This is a genomic window from Bradyrhizobium sp. USDA 3650 (genome assembly GCF_054057395.1).
Map to the genome: position 1 here is coordinate 1,322,820 of NZ_JBSRZG010000001.1, position 19,254 is coordinate 1,342,073.

Annotated in this window: 17 protein-coding genes; all 17 read left to right on the forward strand. The window is 64.9% G+C overall.

The window, feature by feature from the left end; all coding sequences use genetic code 11:
- Window positions 1–231 precede the first annotated feature (231 nt).
- The 17 genes from ACVIN2_RS06545 (at window position 232) to ACVIN2_RS06625 (ending at window position 19,254) form a co-directional block, all read left to right on the forward strand.
- The gene (locus ACVIN2_RS06545) at window positions 232–1,482 is read left to right on the forward strand and encodes an ABC transporter substrate-binding protein (RefSeq protein ID WP_007593010.1); all 1,251 of its coding nucleotides are present in this window, start codon (window positions 232–234) and stop codon (window positions 1,480–1,482) included.
- A 129-nt stretch (window positions 1,483–1,611) separates the two neighbouring features.
- Window positions 1,612–2,439 (forward strand): AraC family transcriptional regulator, encoded by an 828-nt coding sequence (locus ACVIN2_RS06550; protein WP_027569321.1) that lies wholly within the window; start codon window positions 1,612–1,614, stop codon window positions 2,437–2,439.
- Window positions 2,440–2,640: 201 nt separating this feature from the next.
- Entirely contained in the window at window positions 2,641–3,651 is a 1,011-nt protein-coding gene (locus ACVIN2_RS06555) for a branched-chain amino acid ABC transporter permease (protein ID WP_247282348.1), read from the forward strand.
- A gap of 1 nt (window position 3,652) precedes the next feature.
- Window positions 3,653–4,786 carry a branched-chain amino acid ABC transporter permease gene (locus ACVIN2_RS06560; protein WP_456764952.1) on the forward strand — a complete coding sequence of 378 codons (1,134 nt, stop codon included), beginning with the start codon at window positions 3,653–3,655 and terminating at the stop codon, window positions 4,784–4,786.
- Entirely contained in the window at window positions 4,779–5,561 is a 783-nt protein-coding gene (locus ACVIN2_RS06565; protein ID WP_007593014.1) for an ABC transporter ATP-binding protein, read from the forward strand. Before ACVIN2_RS06560 ends, ACVIN2_RS06565 begins: the two co-directional genes overlap by 8 nt.
- Window positions 5,554–7,767: a Tm-1-like ATP-binding domain-containing protein gene (locus ACVIN2_RS06570; RefSeq protein ID WP_456764953.1), complete on the forward strand. Its 2,214-nt coding sequence runs from the start codon at window positions 5,554–5,556 to the stop codon at window positions 7,765–7,767. The genes ACVIN2_RS06565 and ACVIN2_RS06570 overlap by 8 nt, the downstream gene beginning before the upstream one ends.
- A 3-nt stretch (window positions 7,768–7,770) precedes the next feature.
- Complete coding sequence (locus tag ACVIN2_RS06575) at window positions 7,771–8,604, forward strand: phosphoenolpyruvate hydrolase family protein (protein WP_027517172.1); 834 nt, start codon at window positions 7,771–7,773, stop codon at window positions 8,602–8,604.
- Between the two features lie 25 nt (window positions 8,605–8,629).
- Window positions 8,630–11,536 (forward strand): flotillin domain-containing protein, encoded by a 2,907-nt coding sequence (locus tag ACVIN2_RS06580; RefSeq protein WP_456764954.1) that lies wholly within the window; start codon window positions 8,630–8,632, stop codon window positions 11,534–11,536.
- Between the two features lie 9 nt (window positions 11,537–11,545).
- Window positions 11,546–11,983, forward strand: coding sequence for an SRPBCC family protein (locus tag ACVIN2_RS06585; protein WP_456764955.1), 438 nt, complete (start codon window positions 11,546–11,548; stop codon window positions 11,981–11,983).
- Between the two features lie 5 nt (window positions 11,984–11,988).
- Complete coding sequence (locus ACVIN2_RS06590) at window positions 11,989–12,438, forward strand: SRPBCC family protein (RefSeq protein ID WP_456764956.1); 450 nt, start codon at window positions 11,989–11,991, stop codon at window positions 12,436–12,438.
- Window positions 12,435–13,253, forward strand: a complete 819-nt coding sequence (locus ACVIN2_RS06595; protein WP_456764957.1) for an FAD binding domain-containing protein — start codon at window positions 12,435–12,437, stop codon at window positions 13,251–13,253. The genes ACVIN2_RS06590 and ACVIN2_RS06595 overlap by 4 nt, the downstream gene beginning before the upstream one ends.
- A gap of 5 nt (window positions 13,254–13,258) precedes the next feature.
- Window positions 13,259–13,735, forward strand: coding sequence for a (2Fe-2S)-binding protein (locus ACVIN2_RS06600; protein ID WP_456764958.1), 477 nt, complete (start codon window positions 13,259–13,261; stop codon window positions 13,733–13,735).
- 11 nt (window positions 13,736–13,746) lie between these two features.
- Window positions 13,747–15,342: a xanthine dehydrogenase family protein molybdopterin-binding subunit gene (locus ACVIN2_RS06605; RefSeq protein ID WP_456764959.1), complete on the forward strand. Its 1,596-nt coding sequence runs from the start codon at window positions 13,747–13,749 to the stop codon at window positions 15,340–15,342.
- 1 nt (window position 15,343) lies between these two features.
- Window positions 15,344–16,366: a xanthine dehydrogenase family protein molybdopterin-binding subunit gene (locus ACVIN2_RS06610; RefSeq protein ID WP_063992928.1), complete on the forward strand. Its 1,023-nt coding sequence runs from the start codon at window positions 15,344–15,346 to the stop codon at window positions 16,364–16,366.
- Between the two features lie 7 nt (window positions 16,367–16,373).
- Complete coding sequence (locus ACVIN2_RS06615) at window positions 16,374–17,255, forward strand: AAA family ATPase (RefSeq protein WP_456764960.1); 882 nt, start codon at window positions 16,374–16,376, stop codon at window positions 17,253–17,255.
- Window positions 17,252–18,373 (forward strand): vWA domain-containing protein, encoded by a 1,122-nt coding sequence (locus tag ACVIN2_RS06620; protein WP_456764961.1) that lies wholly within the window; start codon window positions 17,252–17,254, stop codon window positions 18,371–18,373. Before ACVIN2_RS06615 ends, ACVIN2_RS06620 begins: the two co-directional genes overlap by 4 nt.
- Entirely contained in the window at window positions 18,370–19,254 is an 885-nt protein-coding gene (locus tag ACVIN2_RS06625) for an amidohydrolase family protein (protein WP_456764962.1), read from the forward strand. Before ACVIN2_RS06620 ends, ACVIN2_RS06625 begins: the two co-directional genes overlap by 4 nt.

Genomic DNA, 19,254 nt, shown 5'->3' on the forward strand with positions numbered 1-19,254 from the left:
CGGGTGCCAATTCGGGAGGCCTGACGCCTGTTGCACCGCGATGTTAATCGCGACGCAACATTCAAAATGAGACTGCCTGTTAAGCCGCGCACGGCTCCGGCACATGCGCTGCATCCGAGTTCGGATAGCCTCCCTTTCAAGAACCGTTGGCCTTGTCCGAACGCCGCATCGCGCGGCGGACGCGTCAAGCGCGGTGAAAAACAGCGACAAGAACGCCCTGGGAGGAGAGCAATGTTGAAAGGCAGTCTAGGACTGATCGCGTTGAGCAGCCTGTTACTTTCGGGCACCGCCTTCGCACAGGAGAAGATCAAGGTCGGCGTCACCGCGACGCTCGAAGGCACCTACACCGTACTCGGTGAGGACGGCATCCGCGGCTTCCAGACGGCCCTCAACGTGCTCGGCAAGAAGGTCGGCGATAAGGAACTCGAATTTGTCATCGCCTCGACCGACGCGACGCCGGACTCCGCCGTGCGAGCCGTGCGCAAGCTGATCGAGCAGGACAAGGTGCAGATCCTGCTGTCGCCGCTCTCTGGTGACGAAGGCATCGCGGTCAAGAATTTTGCAAAGACCCATCCCGAACTGACCTTCATCAACGCCGCATCGGGTGCCCAGGAAACGACCTATGTCGATCCCGCTCCGAACTTTTTCCGCTACAACATGGACGGCGCGCAGTGGCAGGTGGGCCTGGGCAAATACGCTTATGACCAAAAGAAGTATCGCAAGATCGCGACCGTCGGCGAAGACTACTCCTTCATCTATACGCAGGTGTTCGGCCTCGTGCTCGAGTTCTGCGGTGCTGGCGGACAGGTCACCAACCGGCAATGGGTGCCGCTCGGCACCAAGGACTTTGCCTCGGTTATCGCCGCACTGCCCGACGACGTCGATGCAATCTATCTCGGCCTCGGCGGCGCCGACGCCGTCAACTTCCTGAACCAATACCAGCAGGCCGGCGGCAAGGCGCATCTGATGGGCGGCTCGATCATGATCGACCAGACCATCCTGTCGTCCAAGGGCAACGCCAAGAATGCCCTGATTGGCACGCTGGCCGCGAGCGGCCAGGCCGACACCTGGGAGAACCCGAGTTGGCAGAAGTTCGTGAAGGACTATCAGGACGCCTTCCCGCCCAACAAGCGCTTCCCGAGCCCATCGCTGCTCGCCACCAACTATTATGGCTCGACAATGGCGCTGATCCTAGCGCTGCGTCAGGTCAACGGAGATCTCTCCAACAATCAAGCCAAGTACAAGGAGGCCCTTGCCAAGATCGAACTCGACGCACCCAACGGAAAGATCAAGCTGGACTCCAACCGCCAGGCGATCGGCACGAACTTCGTCACCGAGGTTGTCGACGACGGCAAGGGCGCGCTGTTCTCAAAGGTCGTGAACGTGATCCCGAACGTCAACCAAACCCTGGGCTACGATCCCGCGGTGTTCGCCAAAATCGGTTTACCGAGCCGCACAGTACCGGAATGTAAGAAATACTGACCTAGTCTCATTCGCGAACGATGACCGGCCGGGGAGAGATTTGCCAGAAGCGCGACACGTGCGCCCTTGCATTCTCTCCCCGGTTGTTGAACGCTACCAAAAAATACAAGAGCTTTTGGGAGGAGAGGCATGAGCCGGGCGCTCGCCGTCTTCCACGGCCGCTTTGGTCGGGCGACGGTCTATCAGTTGAACCGCCCTTTCAACATCCACGCACATCGCGAAGGTCATTTGATCTTCCATGTCGGCGGGCGTTCCGCATGCATCGATGTCAGCGACGGACGCTACGAGCTCACCGAAGGTTCCGTCGTCGCGGTCAATCCGTGGGAGCCGCATAATTTCCTGCCGTCCGATCTCGAAGGCGGCGCCGTTTTCTTCGTGCTCTACGTCAATGCCGAGTGGTTTGCGCCCGATGCGCCCGGCGCCGACCGCCTGCGCTTCGGCCGCACCCAGTTCACGCGGTCCGTTGCGCTGGACAAGCATATCAGACACGCAGCCGCCCTCGTGTGCGGCGCTCCCTCGCTCAACAGCCTCGATGGCGAGCTGAGAAGCCTGATCGACATCTGTTATGACGAAAGCTGGCAACAGGCGGCGACCGCGCGCGATCCGCGCGCAAACGGTTCGGTCACGGATTTTCGCGTGCGCAAGTGCATCAAGATGATGTCGGAGAGTCCTGGCGCCGAGATCGAGCTCGACACTATCGCGCGCGAATCCGGTCTGTCGCGACCGCATTTCTACCGGCTCTTCCGCACCCAGACCGGCGTCACGCCACACCTCTATCTCAACACGCTGATGATGGAGCAGGCGCTGGAGGCGCTGGTGGCGAGCGAAGCGCCGATCGCCGATATCGGCTTCGATCTCGGTTTTTCGTCGCAGAGCGGATTCACCCGCTTCTTCGCTGCCAATGTCGGCATGGCGCCGACCGATTATCGCCGCGCGGCCAAGGTTTTGCGGGCCTGACAGCACGCGAAAAGATACTCACGATCAAACGCCTCCCTTACGGCCGCATTAGGATGCGCCAAAACGCGATCCCGAAACGAGGATCGCGCGCGATAGGGAGCGCACGTTCATGGCAGGGCTTGCGGCCGGCAACGGTCTGCGTGCCCCTCCGCCCCGCTTGCGGGGAGAGAGATGGGGTGACGTGAAGACGGAACGGCGATCATGACCCGCTTTGTCGAACGCCATCCCGCCTGGGCCCTGATCGTCATCATCGCGATCGCGTTAGCGCTCTGGCTGATTTTCGCGGTCTGGCCGCAGGGCGTTGAAGATGCGTTCGGCCGCAAGCGGGTCTTCCTCAACGCGCTCTTCAACGGCATCACGCTCGGCGGTCTCTATTTCCTCGTCGCCAGCGGCTTTACGCTGATCTTCGGCCTGATGCGCAACGTCAACCTCGCACACGGCTCGCTCTATTTGTTCGGCGGCTATGTCGGCTACGCCATCAGCGCCGCAACCGGTTCATGGGTCCTCAGCTTCATCGTCGCTTTCATCCTGACGGCGCTGGTCGGCGTCCTGCTCCAGGTCCTCGTCTTCCGCCGCATGGAGGGCCAGGACCTGCGCCAGACCATGGTGACGATCGGTCTCTCGATCGTGTTCGCCGATTTGATGCTGTGGGCCTGCGGCGGCGATTTCTATCAGATCCAGACCCCGAACTGGCTGATCGGACCTGTGGAGCTGCCGCTGGTCACCGCGGTCAAATCCTCAGGCGAGCCGGTCTATCTCCGCTATCCCATGGTCCGACTCGTGATCTTCGCCGCCTCCGTCGTGATCGGCGTGGCGATGTGGCTGGCGCTCAACCGCACGCGCATCGGCATGATCATCCGCGCCGGGGTCGACGATCGCGACATCCTGGCTGCGACCGGAGTGCGGATCCAACTCGTTTTCGTGGTGGTGTTTGCGCTCGGCGCCGGCCTCGCCGGCGTCGCCGGCGTCGTCGGCGGAACGTTCCAGTCGCTCTCGCCCGGCGAGGACATCCGCTTCCTGCTCGCCTCCCTCGTCGTCGTGATCGTCGGCGGCATGGGCTCGATTCCTGGGGCTGCGCTGGGCGCGCTTATCATCGGTCTCGCCGAGCAGCTCGGCTCGGTCTACATCCCAACCTACGCCATCGTCGTGACCTTCCTGATCATGGTTCTGGTGCTGGCAATTCGGCCGCAGGGCCTGTTGGCGAGGCGCTGACATGTCCCTCGCTCACGACGTCCGCGTCCCGGTTCGTCCCACCACTGCTGTGCAACGCTCCAGATTGCGCGGATGGCCGGAGATCGACAATCCGGCGGCCTGGACCGTCGCGGCCATTCTCCTGATCATGCCCCTGATCGCCAACGGCTTCTTCCTGATCGAGATCTTTGCGACCACGCTGATCCTCGGAACCATGGCGCTGAGTCTGATGTTTCTTGCCGGCTATGGCGGCATGGTCAGCCTGATGCAGCTCACCATCGCCGGTTTCTCCGCCTATATGGTCGCGGTGTTTGGCGTCAGCGGCAACGCCAATATCAGCCTGGGATGGCCGTGGTGGCTTGCGGTGCCGATGGCGCTCGCGCTCGCGACCATCTTCGGCACGCTCGGCGGCGCGCTGGCGGTGCGTACCGAGGGCATCTACACCATCATGATCACGCTCGCGATCGGCGCGGCGTTCTATTATTTCACCAACCAGAACTGGGCGATTTTCAACGGCCATACCGGCATCAATACCGTTGCCACGCCGCATTTCTGGGGCGTCAACTGGCGTGCCGACATTCCCTTCTATTATATCGTCCTCGCGGTAGCCGCGCTGTGCTACTTCGCCGTGGACTACATCTCCCGCGCACCGTTCGGCCTCGCGCTACAAGGCGTACGCGACAATCCCCGCCGCATGGCAGCGCTCGGCTTCAACGTCAATGCGCATCGCGTTGCGGCCTACGCTTTCGCGTCCTTCGTCGCGGCGCTGGCTGGGGTACTCCAGGTCTGGAACTACCGGCAGATTTCGCCGGGATCGGTGAGCGTTGGAGCGTGCATCGATATCCTCATCATCGCGATCGTCGGCGGCATCACGCGTCCCGTCGGACCCTTTATCGGCGCGCTGATCTTCGTGCTGCTGCGCACCTTCGCACTCGACTTCCTGGTCAAGCTGGGGCTCGACGGCAACCGCTTTCGCCTCCTGATCGGCCTCGGTTTCCTCGCGATCGTGTTCTGGTCCTCGGACGGCGTCATCGGGCTCTGGCAGAGCTGGCGGCGCCGCCAACGCTCCGGCGCGGCAAGTTCAAGTGAACGACATGGCCGAGAACCTGGCCGAGACTCTGGCCAAGGATCCACCCAAGGATCTCGCCATGGATAGCGTCGCGCAACGCCTCTCTGTCGTGGGCGCCGGCGCGGCGCTGGAGCTGCGCGGGGTGACACGTCTGTTCGGCGCGCTCGCGGCACTCACCGACATCACCATTACCGTCCGCCCCGGCGAACGGCGCGCCGTGCTTGGCTCCAACGGCGCCGGCAAGACCACGCTGTTCAACTGCATCACCGGCGACTTCCCACCCTCTTCCGGCACCATCCGCTTCTTCGGCGAGGACGTCACGCACTTCCCGCCTTATGAGCGCATCCGCCGTGGCCTGCGTCGGACTTACCAGATTTCCGCGCTGTTTCCAGGCCTCACCGTTCAGGACAATGTCTACCTCGCCTGCCGTGGCGTCTCACGGGGACGCTTCTCGTTTCTCCGCCCCGGTCAGAACGATGCGTTGATGCACGCGGCCGAAAATCTTGTGCAGGCCGTCCATCTCTCCGGCGTGAAGGATCAGCGCGTTGCCGAGCTCGCGCATGGCCAGCAGCGCCAGCTCGAGATTGCACTTGCGCTTGCCGGCGCGCCGCGATTCGTCCTGTTCGATGAACCCGCCGCGGGACTGTCGCCGACCGAGCGTGCCGAGCTGATCGAGATATTGACCTCCCTGCCCGCGCATATCGGTTACATCATCATCGAGCACGACATGGACGTGGCCCTGCGCGTCGTCGAGAGCGTCACGATGATGCACAACGGGCGGATCTTCAAGGAAGGTCGTCCGCAGGAGATCGAGTCCGATCCCGAAGTGCAGGAGCTTTACCTCGGAGGCGGCCATGAATGAGGTCCGTCGTACCGCCGCCGCGCTCGAAATCCGCGGCCTGGACGTCTATTATGGCCATTCGCATGCGCTGCAGGGCGTGGACCTGACCCTTGAGGCCGGCGTGTTCTCGGTCGTCGGCCGCAACGGCATGGGCAAGACCACGCTGTGCAAGGCCATCATGGGGCTGGTGCCGGTCAGCGGCGGCTCGATCCGCATCCGCGGCGATGAGATCACCCGGCAGCCGCCCGCCCACATAGCCCGACTCGGCGTCGGCTACGTTCCGCAGGGACGGCGGCTGTGGCGATCGCTCAGCGTCGACGAGCATCTGCAGCTTGCCGCCGGCTTGCGCCGCGGCGCCTGGACGGTCGAGCGCATCTACAAGACGTTTCCGCGGTTGGCCGAGCGCAAGGATCACGGCGGCGGCCAGCTCTCCGGCGGCGAGCAACAGATGCTTGCGATCTCCCGCGCGTTGCTCACCAACCCGCGGCTCCTGATCATGGACGAGCCCACCGAGGGGCTCGCGCCGGTCATTGTGGCCCAGGTCGAGGAGATGCTGCTACGGCTTGGCGAGGACGGCGAGATGTCCGTGCTCGTGATCGAGCAGAATATCGGCGTCGCAACGGCCGTGTCGCGTAACGTCGCGATCATGGTCAACGGCCGCGTCAACCGCATCATCGATTCGGTGCGGCTTGCCGCCGATCGCGAACTGCAGCAGCGCCTGCTCGGTGTCGGAATGCACGCCGGACTCGAGCTCGACCTCGACGTGCCGCCGGCGGATACGGAGGCGAAGCCTTCTCCGCAGCAGACGCGGCCAGGCGGCGCGATCCGCATCTACATGTCCAACCCGACGCCGCCGACACGCTGGTCGCAACCGGTGCCGATCGCCCGCATCGAGGCCGCGGCCCGCACGTTCTCGACACAGGTGATGCGTCTCGACGAGACGGCACGACGCCGGCGCGAACCGGTCGCGGCGCAAACGCAGGGCTCTCCGGTCGTGCTCGTCGTCGGTACGCTCGACACCAAGGGCGCCGAGCTCCGCTTCATCCGCGACATCATCGCCGGGACCGGCCTGCGAACCCGATTGGTCGATGTCTCCACCAGCGGCAGGCACGCGGCCAGCGACGTCTCCGCCCAGGAGATCGCCTTGAACCATGGTCGCGGCGGATCGGCGGTATTCGGACCCGACCGCGGCGCCGCCGTCACTGCGATGGCCGAGGCCTTCGCCAGCTGGCTGCGGCGCCAGAGCAATGTTGCCGGTGTGATTTCGGCCGGCGGCTCGGGCGCAGCGTCGCTGGTCGCGCCCGGTATGCGGATGCTTCCTGTCGGGGTGCCGAAGCTCATCGTCTCGTCCGTCGCCTCTGGCGACGTCGGGCCCTATGTCGGCCCCGCGGACATCACCATGATGCATTCGGTCACCGACGTTCAGGGCCTCAACTCGATCTCGCGCGCCGTGCTGGCCAACGGCGCCAACGCGCTCGCCGGCATGGTCAAGGCGCGCCTAGATCAGCATGCACGGAAGGGTCGCGACGACAGCGGATTGCCGTCGGTCGGCATCACCATGTTCGGTGTCACCACGCCGGCGGTGCAGAAGATCGCGGCGGACTTGCGCGAGGATTTCGAGTGCCTGGTTTTCCACGCCACCGGCGTCGGCGGGCGCTCAATGGAGGCACTCGTCGATTCCGGGCAGCTCGCAGGCGTCATCGACCTCACGACCACGGAGGTCGGAGACCTCCTGATGGGCGGCGTGTTCCCGGCCACCGACGACCGCTTTGGCGCCATCATCCGCAGCCGGGTGCCCTATGTCAGCTCGGCGGGCGCGCTGGACATGGTGAATTTCGGCGCGCCCGAGACCATCCCGGAGCGCTACCGCGGCAGGAAATTCCACGTCCACAACCCGCAGGTTACCTTGATGCGGACCACGGCGGAGGAGAACGAGCGCATGGGGCACTGGATCTCCGATCGGCTCAACCGGATGGATGGCCCGGTGCGCTTCTTCCTGCCCGAGGGCGGCGTCTCCGCGCTCGACGCACGAGGACAGCCATTCTGGGATCCGGACGCCGATGCGGCGCTGTTCCGAACGCTGGAACGGAACGTGCGGCAGACCGCCAACCGTCAGCTCATCCGCGTTCCCAAGAACATCAATGATCCCGAGTTCGCCTCCACCATTGTCAGCGCGTTCCGAACATTGTTCGGCCGCACCGGGGCGCGCCGGAGACTAGCGAGGTGACCGATGGCCCGGTTTGAACGCGCGGCACTGTTGAAGCGCTTCCGCGACATGGCAAGGCGCGGCGAGCCCATCGTCGGCGGCGGCGCCGGCACCGGCCTTTCGGCCAAATGCGAGGAGGCTGGCGGTGTCGATCTCATCGTCATCTACAATTCCGGCCGCTACCGCATGGCCGGCCGAGGCTCGCTCGCGGGATTGATGGCTTACGGCGACGCCAACGCCATCGTGCTGGAGATGGCCGGCGAAGTGCTGCCCGTCGTGACCAGGACGCCAGTGCTCGCCGGCGTCAATGGCACGGATCCGTTCCGCGACATGGATCTTTTCCTGGACCAATTGAAAGCGCTCGGCTTCGCCGGTGTGCAGAACTTTCCGACCGTCGGCCTTATCGACGGCGTGTTCCGCGCCAATCTCGAAGAGACCGGCATGTCTTATGCGCTCGAGATCGACATGATCGCAAAGGCGCGCGAGAAGGACCTGCTGACGACGCCCTACGTCTTTAGCGAGAAGGAAGCGGCCGCGATGGCGATCGCGGGCGCGGATATCATCGTCTGTCATCTGGGCCTGACGACCGGGGGCACCATCGGCGCGCAGACCGCACTCAAGCTGACGGATTGCCCAGCGCACATCGACACCTGGGCCTCCGCCGCGCTCGGCGTCAATCCGGACATTCTGGTGCTCGCTCATGGCGGACCGATCTCCGATCCGGACGATGCCGATTTCATCATGAGGAACACACGAAATTGCCACGGCTTCTACGGCGCCTCCTCGATGGAGCGGCTGCCGGTCGAACGGGCGCTGACGGATCAGGTTCGCAAATTCAAGGCGATCGGCGCGCGATAACGCCGAAAGGTCGAGGGAGAGAAACATGTCAGGGACTCTGGTCGGTGAATTGATCCTTTGGCTGATCGTCGCCATCGTGGTGATCGTGGTCGGCGTCTACATCGTGAACTGGCTCTATCACCGCTCGTCCAAGGAGACCTCATTCGTTCGGACCGGCCTGCTCGGCGAGCGCGTTGTGATCAACGGCGGCGCCTTCGTGCTGCCGTTCATCCACGACTACACGCCGGTCAACATGAACGTGCAGCCGATGGGCATCGTGCGCTCCCGCCAGGACGCCGTGATCACCCGTGACCGCATGCGCGTCGACATCGAAGCCGATTTCTATGTCCGAGTGCAGGCGACCCGGGAAGCCGTGTCTATCGCGGCCGCCACGCTCGGCCGCCGTACCATGGAGCCCGAACAGCTCCACGCCCTCCTCGCCGGCAAATTCATCTCGGCCATTCGGTCCGTTGCCTCGGAGATGACCCTCGAGCAGATGCACGAGCAGCGCGGCGAGTACGTCGCCCGCCTCAAGGCGAACGCGGCAGAGGCACTTGCCCAGAACGGACTCGAGCTGGAGTCAGTCGCGATCACCGATCTCGACCAGACCGATCTCGAATTCTTCAACCCCTCGAACCGCTTCGACGCCGAAGGTCTGACCCGCCTGATGGAGGACATCGAGGCCAAGCGCAAACTGCGCAACGACATCGAGCAGGATTCGATGATCAAGATCCGCTCCCGCAACCTGGAGGCCGAGCGGCAGGCGCTCGAAATCGAGCGCGAAAGCGAAACGGCGCGCCTCGAACAGGAGCGTGACATCGAAATGCGCCGCGCCCTGCAACGCACCGAGGTCGCGCGCGAGCGGGCCCTGCGCGAGACTGAAGCCGAGCAGGCCCAGATTTACGCCCGTGAAACCATCGAGAAGGCGCGAATCGCCAACGACCAGGCGATCGCCGAAGCCCGCATCGCCTCGGAGCGTGAGACCCGCCAGCGGGAGATCGAGCGCACCCGCACCATCGAAGAGAAGGAGCTGCTCGCACGGGAGGAAATCGAGAAGGCCCGGATCGCCAACCAGCGCTCGATCGATACCAGCCGCATCGCTTCCGAGCGCGAGGTGCGCCAGCGCGAAATCGAGCGGATGCAGACCGTCGAGGAAGCCGAGATCACCGCCCGCGAGGCGATCGAGAAAGCGCGTATCCAGCAGGACCGCGTCGTGACCGACGCCCGCATCGCCAACGAAGAGGAGACCCGGCGCCGCGAGATCGACCGGACCCGCGCCGTGGACGAAGCCGAGATTGCTGCCCGAGAGACGACCGAAAAGGCCCGCATCGCCCAGACCATGATTGTCAATGTCGAGCGCATCGCATCCGATGAGCGCACCCGTGCGCTGGAGATCCAGCAGGTGCGTAACATCCAGGAAGCCGAGATCGAGGCGCAGCGCGCGGTCGAGGCGGCGCGCATCGCCCGCGAGCACAGGCTCGCCGTCGAGCGCATCGCAGTCGAGCAGAATACGCGGCAGTTGGAGATCGAACGCAACCAGACGCTGGAAGTCGCAGAGGTCACGGCCCGCGAAGCCACGGAAGCTGCCCGCATCACCCAGCAAGAGCGCGTTCGCTCCCTGGAGATCGCCCGCAACCGCGCCGTCGAGGAAGCGGACATTGCCTCACGCGAAGCCATCGAAGCCGCCCGGATCGCGCAGGAGAAGTCCGTTGCAGCCGAGCGCATCCAGGCCGAGCGTGACACACGCGCGCTCGAGATCGAGCGTACTGCCGTGCTCGAGGCCGCCGAGCTGAACCGGCGCGACACCATCGAGCGCCAGCGCATCGGCGTCGATCTCGCACTCGAAGCCGAGCGGATCACGTCCTCCAGGAAGCGCGAAGTCCTCAACATCGAGCACAAGAGGGCGATCGAGATCGCGGACGAGGACCGGGTCATTGCGCTCTCGACCAAGAAATCCGAGCGCATCGACGCCGACCGTCAGGTCAGGCAGGCCGAGATTGTCGCGCGCAAGGAGGTCGAGACCACGGACGTCTCGCGCGAGCATGCGCTGGAGGCGGCGCGGATCGAACGTCGCCGTTCGATCGAACAGCTCGAAGTCGCTCGCGTCCAGTCGCTCCAGGAAGCCGAGATTGCCGCGCGCGAAGAGGTCGAGCGTTCCCGCATTGCCTCCGATCGCGGCCTCGACGAGGCCCGCATCGGCCGCGAGCGCGAGCTGCGCAAGCTTGAAATCAACCGCGAGAAGGAGGTCGAGACCGTTCTGATGGAGAAGGCGATTGCCATCCACCTGAAGTCGTTGGAGGAATCCGCGGCCAAGGCCTCGGCCGAGGAAGCGCGGGTGCATGCCACTGAAGCCACCGAGCGCGTCATTACCGCGCGCGAGAGCGAGATCGCGAAGCGCCGTAAGACCGTGGAGATCCTGATCGCCGAGAAGCAGGCCGAGGAGACGCGAATTGCCGCGGAAGCCGAAAGGGTCCGCGCCGCGGTCGAGGCCGAGGCGCAGCGCATGCTCAACGAGGCCGAGAACGTGCTGACCGACCAGGCGCGCTACTCGCTGTTCCGTAGAAAGCTGCTCGACCGCATCGAGGGCATCGTCCGTGAGAGCGTCAAGCCGATGGAGAAGATCGAGGGCATCCGCATCCTCCAGGTCGATGGCCTCAATGGCAACGGCCATGGCGGCAATGGCGGCCGCAGCGCCACCGACGAGGTGATCGATTCGGCGCTGCGCTACCGCGTCCAGGCGCCGCTGATCGACTCGCTTTTGGCGGACATCGGCGTCGAAGGCGGTAGCCTCGCCAAAATGCCAGGCCTGATCCGGGAAGCCCGCGACATGCAGGGCATCAAGGAGTCCGCGCGCAAAAGCGGCGGTGGCGGTGGCGAGAAACCAGCCGCTGCCCCCTCGCCTTCAGCCGACGGCGAGCCGCCCACTGAGCGCAGCCCCCGGAAGAAGAGCTGAGGTCGCATCATGGCCCGCGTCTACGTCTCGACCGTCGTCAACGCCCGCAACGATCGCGTCTGGGCGCGGGTGCGCGACTTCAACGGTCTGCCGAACTGGCATCCCGCGATTGCCGAAAGCCGCATCGAGGGTGGCGAGCCCTCCGACAAGATCGGCTGCGTCAGGGATTTTCGCCTGCGCAACGGCGATCGTATCCGGGAAAAGCTGCTCGGCCTGTCCGATTACGACATGTTCTGCACCTACTCGATCCTCGAATCCCCGATGGGGGTCGAGGGCTACGTCGCAACGCTTCGGCTGACGCCAGTCACGGATGGCGACCAGACCTTCATGGAATGGACCGCCGAGTTCGACTGCGCACCCGAGCGGGAGGCGGAGCTCGTCGCGAATATCGGCGGCGGCGTGTTCCAGGGCGGCTTCGATGCCCTCAAACGCCAGTTCGGAGGCTGAGCGCCGTGCCGCATATCGTCAAGAGCACGATCCTGGATTCGCCGACCGGCTCCGTGTGGGCGGTGCTGCGCGATTTCAACGGGCACGATCGCTGGCATCCGGCGGTTGCGACCTCCACGATCGAGCGCGCGCACGCTTCGGACAAGATCGGCTGTGTCAGGCGCTTCAAGCTGCAGGACGGCTCCGAGCTGCGCGAGCAATTGCTGACGCTGTCGGATCTGGAGCAGACCTTCAGCTATTGCCTGCTCGATACGCCGGTCCCGATGTTCAACTACGTAGCCCACGTCCGCCTCCTGCCCGTGACGGACGGCGACCGCACCTTCTGGCACTGGGAATCCCGCTTCTCGACACGGCCGGAGGACAAGGACCGGATCACCCACATGGTCGCGGAAGACATCTACCAAGCAGGATTCGACGCGATCCGCCGGCACCTCAAGGAGGCTGTGTCAACATGACTGTGACGGTGAAGACCTTCACGAGTTCGAGCGAGGCCGCAGCCGCGCTGTCGTCCGATCGCAACGCGCGCTATCTCGGCGGCGGCACGCTCGTGATGCGCGCACTGAACGAAGGTGACATCTCGATCTCGACCGTCGTGCGCGCCAATGACCATGCCTTGACGCGCATCGACCCATCCGGCCCGCGGATCACCCTGGGTGCCGGCGTCACTTTCGCCCGGATTCTGGGCGAGCGCGACCTTGCTTTCCTGCACGTTCCCGCCCGCTCGATCGGTGGCCCGGCGGTGCGCAACATGGGTACGGTGGGCGGCAATCTGTTCGCGCCCAGTCCCTATGGCGATTTCACCGTCGCCCTGCTTGCGCTCGATGCCACGGTGGCCCTGCAAGGCGGCTTTGGATCGCGCGACATTCCAATTGAGGAGTTTTTGCAGTCGCGCGAAAGGCAGGCGGGCACGCTCGTGCTGTCGGTGTCCTGCACGCGACCGACAAGCCCGGAGGCTTTCCGCTACCGCAAGATCGCACGGATCAAGCCCAAGGGCGGCTCGGTCATCACGCTCGCCGCACATCTGCCCATCAGTGGCGGACGGATCGCCGGGGCACGAATTGCATTGGGATCGATGGCGCCGACGCAAATACGTGCGCGGGCGGCCGAACGCGCTCTGGAAGGCCGCGCGCTCGATGCCGCGACCGTTGCGGCCGCAGCCTCCGCAGCTGCGGAGGGAACATCGCCGTCCGACAACGCGCTCGGCAGCGCCTGGTACCGCCGCGAGATCGTCGGCGTCCATCTGCGTCGTCTTCTTTTGGGTCAGGAATAGATCGTATGGCCAAGACTGCCCTGCAATTTCGTCACAACGGCAGCGATGTCGCCATTTTCGTCGATGGCGGCACCAACCTGCTCGTCGCGCTCCGCGACTTGATCGGTGACATGACGCCGAAGTTCGGCTGCGGCCAGGGCGGCTGCGGCACTTGTAGCGTCCTGATCGACGGCGAGCTCCATCTCTCCTGTCTGACGCTAGCCGAGACCGTCGCCGGCCGCTCCGTCGAGACGCTGGATAGCCTGAAGCAGGGACCGAACCTGCACCCGCTGCAACGCGCTTTCGCCGAGAATTTTGCCGCCCAGTGCGGCTATTGCACGCCAGGCATGCTGATGGCGGCCAAGGCGCTGCTCGACCGCAATCCCTCCCCGAGCCGCGCCGAGATCGTCGAGGCGATCTCCGGCAACATCTGCCGGTGCACCGGATACGAGCCGATCATCAACGCTATCCTCGCCGCCTCCGGCGGCCGGGTGAGCGCCTGAAGGACCAGATCATGCTGGAACTACGCAAGGACATCTTCGCCGACGAGCGCGACGATAATCTCAACGAGATCGGCAAGGGCACCCAGCGCCAGGACATGCTCGGCCATGTCACGGGCACATCGAGCTATTTCAACGACCACAAGCTCCAGGGCATGCTGCACCTGAAAGTCGTCCGCTCGACCCATTCGCATGCAAGGATCCGGCGGATCGACACCGCTGACGCCGAGCGCTCATCCGGCGTGCGCCGGATCATCCGCGGCTCCGACGTACCCCGCAATCTCAATACGCTCTTGAGCCTGATCAATTTCGGCAAGGACGACGAGCCGTCGCTGGCCGTCGACAAGGTCCGCTACAAGGGGGAGCCGATCCTGGCCATCGTCGCCGACAGCGAGCGCGAGGCGTTCGAGGCGATCGCAAAGGTGCGGATCGACTATGAACCGTTGCCAGCCGTGTTCGACGTAGAAGATGCGCTGAAGGCCGGCGCGCCGGTCGTCAACGATACCTATCCGAAGAATGCCTTCATTTATCACGACAGATACGACCACCAAAAGCTCCGCTTCGGCGATGCCGATGCCGCACTCGCGACTGCCGATCACGTGCTCGAACAACGCTACCAGATGTCGCCTATCGAGCACGCGCCGACCGAAACCAACGGCTCGATCGCGGCGCCCGACACCAACGGGCGCTACGTCGTCTATACATCGACGCAGGCGTTGTTCTTCTCGGTCGACACCTGCGCCAAGATTCTCGACGTCCCCTCCAACACCTTCCATTTCATCGGCGGCACCGTCGGCGGCGGCTTTGGCGGCAAGGTGGACACGCTGACCGAACCGTTATGCATCCTGGGTGCGATGCTGACGGGACGTCCCGTGCGCTACGTGTTCGGACGCGAAGAAGAGATGCAATACGGTCCGCCGCGCGGCGCCGAGCGCATCTACATCAAGGACGGCATGATGCGCGACGGCCGGGTCGTCGCGAGGAAGATCCGCGCATATTTCGACAGCGGCGCATATACGCGGCTCTCCAGTTATGCCGCGGTGAAATGCGCAGCCCACCTGCCCGGGCCCTACACCATCCCGAACGTCTATGGCGACGTCTACTGCGTCTTCACCAACCGCACGCCGGCAACCGCTATGCGGGGCTTCGGCGTCACCGCGATGGATTTTGCGATCGAGTGCCAGATGGACAAGCTCGCGAACCTCGTCGGCATGGATCCGATGGAGTTCCGCATCCTCAATGCCTATCGTGACGGTGACATGAAGGCGCATCGGCGCGAGGCCAAGAACACGGCGCTGATCGAGTGCGTCCAGGTCGCCGCGGAGAAAGCCAAATGGCCGATCCGCGACGAGTTCAAGCGCGCCTCTTCCCGCAAGGACGGCGGCGGCAGCCGTGCCGCCATCCCGCGGACACCTGCCGAGACCCCGGCGAGGACGACCGCTCCAGCGCAGCAGCGCACGAGCTATGATCGCCTGCCGACGGCCGCGTCGCGCGAACCGCCGCGCGAGCCCCCACCGCCCGCGCCCTCCCCGCCGCCGTCACCGCGACCAGCATCGCCCTCGCATGGGGCGGGTCGATTCTCATCCGTGTTCGGCACCAGGAGGCGTTGAGATGACCCGACATCGCGGACGCGGCATCGCGTCGGTCAATTATCCCATCGGCATGAACCTCGGCGGCGATCCTAGCCAGGCTCTGGTTCATTCCAATCCGAGCGGCAAGTTCACCGTGGCGCTATCCTCGATCGATCTCGGCCAGGGCATGAAGTCGGTCACGCGGCAGATTTGCGCAGAGACGCTCGGCGTACCCGTCGAGGACGTCTATGTCGACACAGCCGATTCCGATACCGGCCCGCATTGCATGGGTTCGTTCGCCTCGCGCGGCACCCATCGCGTCGGCAATGCCGTGATGGCGGCGGCGCGCGAGGCGCGCGGCGTGATGATGGAGGCCGCCGCAGAGGAACTCGAGGTCAACGCCGCCGATCTCGAAACCGACGGACGGGGCAACATCCACGTCAAGGGCGCGCCGCACCGCTCGATCTCCACCAAGGACGTCGCCATCGCCGCGCAGTTCAAGCAGGGCAAGACCATCGCGGGTCGTGGCATCTTCCTGGTTCCTCTGTCCAATGTCGATCCCGAGACCGGCGAGATGTCGCCGGCGACCTGCTACGCCCATGCCTGTCTCGTCGCCGAGGTCGAGGTCGACGACGAGACAGGCGAGGTCACGATGATCCGCATGGACTCTGCCTACGAGCTCGGCCGTGCGCTCAACCCGCGCCTGGTCGAGCAACAGCTCGTGGGCGGCGCCTGGATGGGCGTCAGTCACGCGCTCTACGAGACCCCTGAACCCTATTATCCCGACCCTATCCACGGCCCTCGCGACTTCGTCGAATATGTCATGCCCGGTCCTGGCGACATCTGCCCCCACGACATCGCCGTGTTGGAACGCCCCGCTCCCGATGGCCCCTTCGGCGCCAAGGGGCCCGGGGAAATGTGCGCGAATCCCGTATTGCCGGCGGTTGCGAACGCCATCTTCAACGCCGTCGGCGTCCGCATCGACGATCTGCCGATTACGCCGGAGAAGGTGCTGCGCGCGATCAAGGCCGAGGGCGGCGCGCGCCCTCAGGCGCGGCGCTGAGGTCTCGATGGCCGTCCGCAGCAACATCGTCGGCATCGATAGCCCCGAGGCACTGGAGAAGGCGCTTCGGGCCGCCTATTACCTCGCCGACGAGGGACTGGCGACCGCCGCCTATCTCGGGCTGGCGCTGGGCAAGCCATTGCTGCTCGAGGGCGCGCCGGGCGTCGGCAAGACAGAAGCCGCCAAAGCTATTGCCGCTGTCCTCGGCCGCCGCCTGATCCGCCTGCAATGCTACGAAGGCATCGACGCATCCGCCGCACTCTACGAATGGAACTATCCGCGCCAGATGCTCGCCATCCGCCAGGCCGGCGATGAGAGCATCGACATCTACGGCGAAACGTTTTTGATCGAGCGACCGATGCTGGCGACGCTGCGCGCGCCTGACTCGACCGTGCTGCTGATCGACGAAATCGACCGCGCCGACCAGGAGTTCGAAGCCTTCCTGCTCGAATTCCTGTCCGACTTCCAGATCTCGATCCCGGAGCGCGGTACCGTGCGCGCCTCGGAGCGGCCGGTCGTCGTCCTGACCTCAAACCGCACGCGGGATCTTCATGAAGCGTTGCGGAGGCGGTGCGTCTATCACTGGATCGACTATCCCTCGGCCGAGCGCGAAGCCCGCATCGTGATGATGCGGGCCTCCAGCGTCGCCGAGGGGACCGCGCGCGCCGTCGTCGCGGCCGTCGAGAAGCTGCGCCGCGAGCCGCTCAGCAAGGCGCCCGGGATCGCCGAGGCGGTCGACTGGGCTGAGGCCGCCACGCTGCTGCACAAGGGCGGCACACGCTGGCCCGATGCCTTCAGGCGCTCGATCGGCGTTGCCTTGAAGGACGAGGAGGATCTGCACTTCATCTCGCCGCGCCTCGATGCCCTTCTGGCGGAGGCCTCTGCATGAGCGCCGAACCCGAACTGCCACGCGCTGCGCGTGTCTTCATCTCGTTCGTCGGGTTGTTGCGAACGAACAGGTTTGCCGTCGCACCGGAACAGACGACCTCGTTCCTGGCCGCAATCCAGTTGCTCGGTCCCCGCAGCCTGGAGGACATTCGGCAGGCAGCCCTCGCAACACTGGCTCCTCCACCGGAGCGTCGCGCAACGTTCGACCGGCTGTTCGATCTGCACTTTCGCGGAAACGAGGCCATCGAGCGCGTCGATGACGGTGAGGACGAGGAGACGGTTCGGCTGCAAGAGGAGGCCCGCGGAAACGACGAGCCGCTGTTGTCGGATGAGGCCAATGAGTCCGGTCTCGCAGCTGCGCGCGCCGAAGCGCTAGTCGAGCGCCGCTTTGCGCAGCTCTCGACGACCGATGCGCTGCGCCGGCTGTCCCGCGAGGCGCCCAGGCGCCTCCCGAAGCGGCGCGGCCATCGCCGCATGCGGGCACGCAGCGGGCCCTACGCGGATTTGCGCCGCACCTTGCGCGACTCCGTTCGCAGCGACGGCGAAATCCTCCGGCTGGGACGTTTGAAGCGGCGGCAACGCCCACGCAAGGTGTTGCTTCTGATTGACGTCTCCGGCTCGATGAAGACCCGCACCGAGGAGAATATGAAGTTCGCGCACACGCTGGTGCAGGCGGCACCCAATGTCGAGGTCTTCACCTTCGGCACGCGGCTGACCCGCATCACCCGCCCGTTGCGTCTCAAGCGCCGCGAGCAGGCGCTCAAGGCTGCAGCCTATGTGGTGAGCGACTGGGACGGCGGTACCCGGATCGGAGATGCGCTTCAGGCCTTTCTCGCCGTGCCCCGTTTCGGTGGATACGCGCGGGGCGCCGCGGTGATCATCGTTTCCGACGGCCTGGAGCGAGGCGAACCCGATGCGCTACGCGATGCGGTCGCGAAACTATCGCGCCGTGCGTGGCGCGTGAGCTGGCTGACGCCGCTCGCGGCTGGTCCCGGCTTTCGGCCGCAGACCGAAGCGCTGGTCGCGATCGAGCGCTTCGTCGACGACCTCGTCGATGGTGGATCGAGCGCGTCGATCGTCGCGCATGTGCTGGCGCTGGGACAAAGGAGAGTTGCGTGACGGACATCGTCGATGGGCACCATCATATCTGGCGCCGGGCCGACCTGCCCTGGCTGGTCGGTCCGATGCAGCCGCGCATCTTCGGTCCATACGAGCCGATCCGGCGTGATTACCCGATCGAGGAGTATCTCCGCGACCTCGACGGCAGCGGCGTCACCCGCTCGGTCTATGTCCAGACCAACTGGGCCAATGACCGCTTCGAGGACGAGGCCGCCTGGGTGCAGCAGACCGCCGAGGCGCACGGCTGGCCGCATGCCATCGTGGCTTACGCCGACTTTTCAGTCGGCGACGTGCGTCCACAGCTCGACCGCCTGAAGCGCTATGCCCTGGTGCGCGGCGTTCGCATGCAACTGCATTGGCACAAGAACCCGCTTTATCGCTTTGCCGCGCGGCCGGATCTCTGCACCGATCCCGTGATCCAGCGCAATATCGCTCGCCTTGCGGACTATGGCTGGAGCTTTGACCTTCAGGTGTTCACGCCGCAGATGCCGGACGCCGCACACCTTGCGGAAGCCTGCCCCAAGGTGACCTTTATTCTCCAACACGCCGGCATGCTGGAGGACCTTTCACCTGCAGGCCGCGCCGCGTGGCGCGCCGGGATGGCCTGTCTCGCCGCGTGCCCGAACGTCGTGTCGAAACTGTCGGGGCTCGGAACCTTCATCCACCGCAACGACCCCGCGCATATCGCATCCGTCCTGACCGATACGATTGCGATCTTCGGCGCCGGACGCTGCCTGTTCGGCTCTAATTTTCCGATCGAGAAATTGTGGACCAGCTATCGCGAGCTGATCGATGCGTTCCGCGCCGCCGCGGCGCCGCTGCGAGATGATCAGCGCGAAGCCATTTTCAGAACCACTGCCATGCGCGTCTATCGGCTCTGA

Coding starts and splice junctions, on each gene's coding strand:
- ACVIN2_RS06545 (WP_007593010.1), top strand. CDS start 232: ATGTTGAAAGGCAGTCTAGGACTGATCGCGTTGAGCAGCCTGTTACTT.
- ACVIN2_RS06550 (WP_027569321.1), top strand. CDS start 1,612: ATGAGCCGGGCGCTCGCCGTCTTCCACGGCCGCTTTGGTCGGGCGACG.
- ACVIN2_RS06555 (WP_247282348.1), top strand. CDS start 2,641: ATGACCCGCTTTGTCGAACGCCATCCCGCCTGGGCCCTGATCGTCATC.
- ACVIN2_RS06560 (WP_456764952.1), top strand. CDS start 3,653: ATGTCCCTCGCTCACGACGTCCGCGTCCCGGTTCGTCCCACCACTGCT.
- ACVIN2_RS06565 (WP_007593014.1), top strand. CDS start 4,779: ATGGATAGCGTCGCGCAACGCCTCTCTGTCGTGGGCGCCGGCGCGGCG.
- ACVIN2_RS06570 (WP_456764953.1), top strand. CDS start 5,554: ATGAATGAGGTCCGTCGTACCGCCGCCGCGCTCGAAATCCGCGGCCTG.
- ACVIN2_RS06575 (WP_027517172.1), top strand. CDS start 7,771: ATGGCCCGGTTTGAACGCGCGGCACTGTTGAAGCGCTTCCGCGACATG.
- ACVIN2_RS06580 (WP_456764954.1), top strand. CDS start 8,630: ATGTCAGGGACTCTGGTCGGTGAATTGATCCTTTGGCTGATCGTCGCC.
- ACVIN2_RS06585 (WP_456764955.1), top strand. CDS start 11,546: ATGGCCCGCGTCTACGTCTCGACCGTCGTCAACGCCCGCAACGATCGC.
- ACVIN2_RS06595 (WP_456764957.1), top strand. CDS start 12,435: ATGACTGTGACGGTGAAGACCTTCACGAGTTCGAGCGAGGCCGCAGCC.
- ACVIN2_RS06600 (WP_456764958.1), top strand. CDS start 13,259: ATGGCCAAGACTGCCCTGCAATTTCGTCACAACGGCAGCGATGTCGCC.
- ACVIN2_RS06605 (WP_456764959.1), top strand. CDS start 13,747: ATGCTGGAACTACGCAAGGACATCTTCGCCGACGAGCGCGACGATAAT.
- ACVIN2_RS06610 (WP_063992928.1), top strand. CDS start 15,344: ATGACCCGACATCGCGGACGCGGCATCGCGTCGGTCAATTATCCCATC.
- ACVIN2_RS06615 (WP_456764960.1), top strand. CDS start 16,374: ATGGCCGTCCGCAGCAACATCGTCGGCATCGATAGCCCCGAGGCACTG.
- ACVIN2_RS06620 (WP_456764961.1), top strand. CDS start 17,252: ATGAGCGCCGAACCCGAACTGCCACGCGCTGCGCGTGTCTTCATCTCG.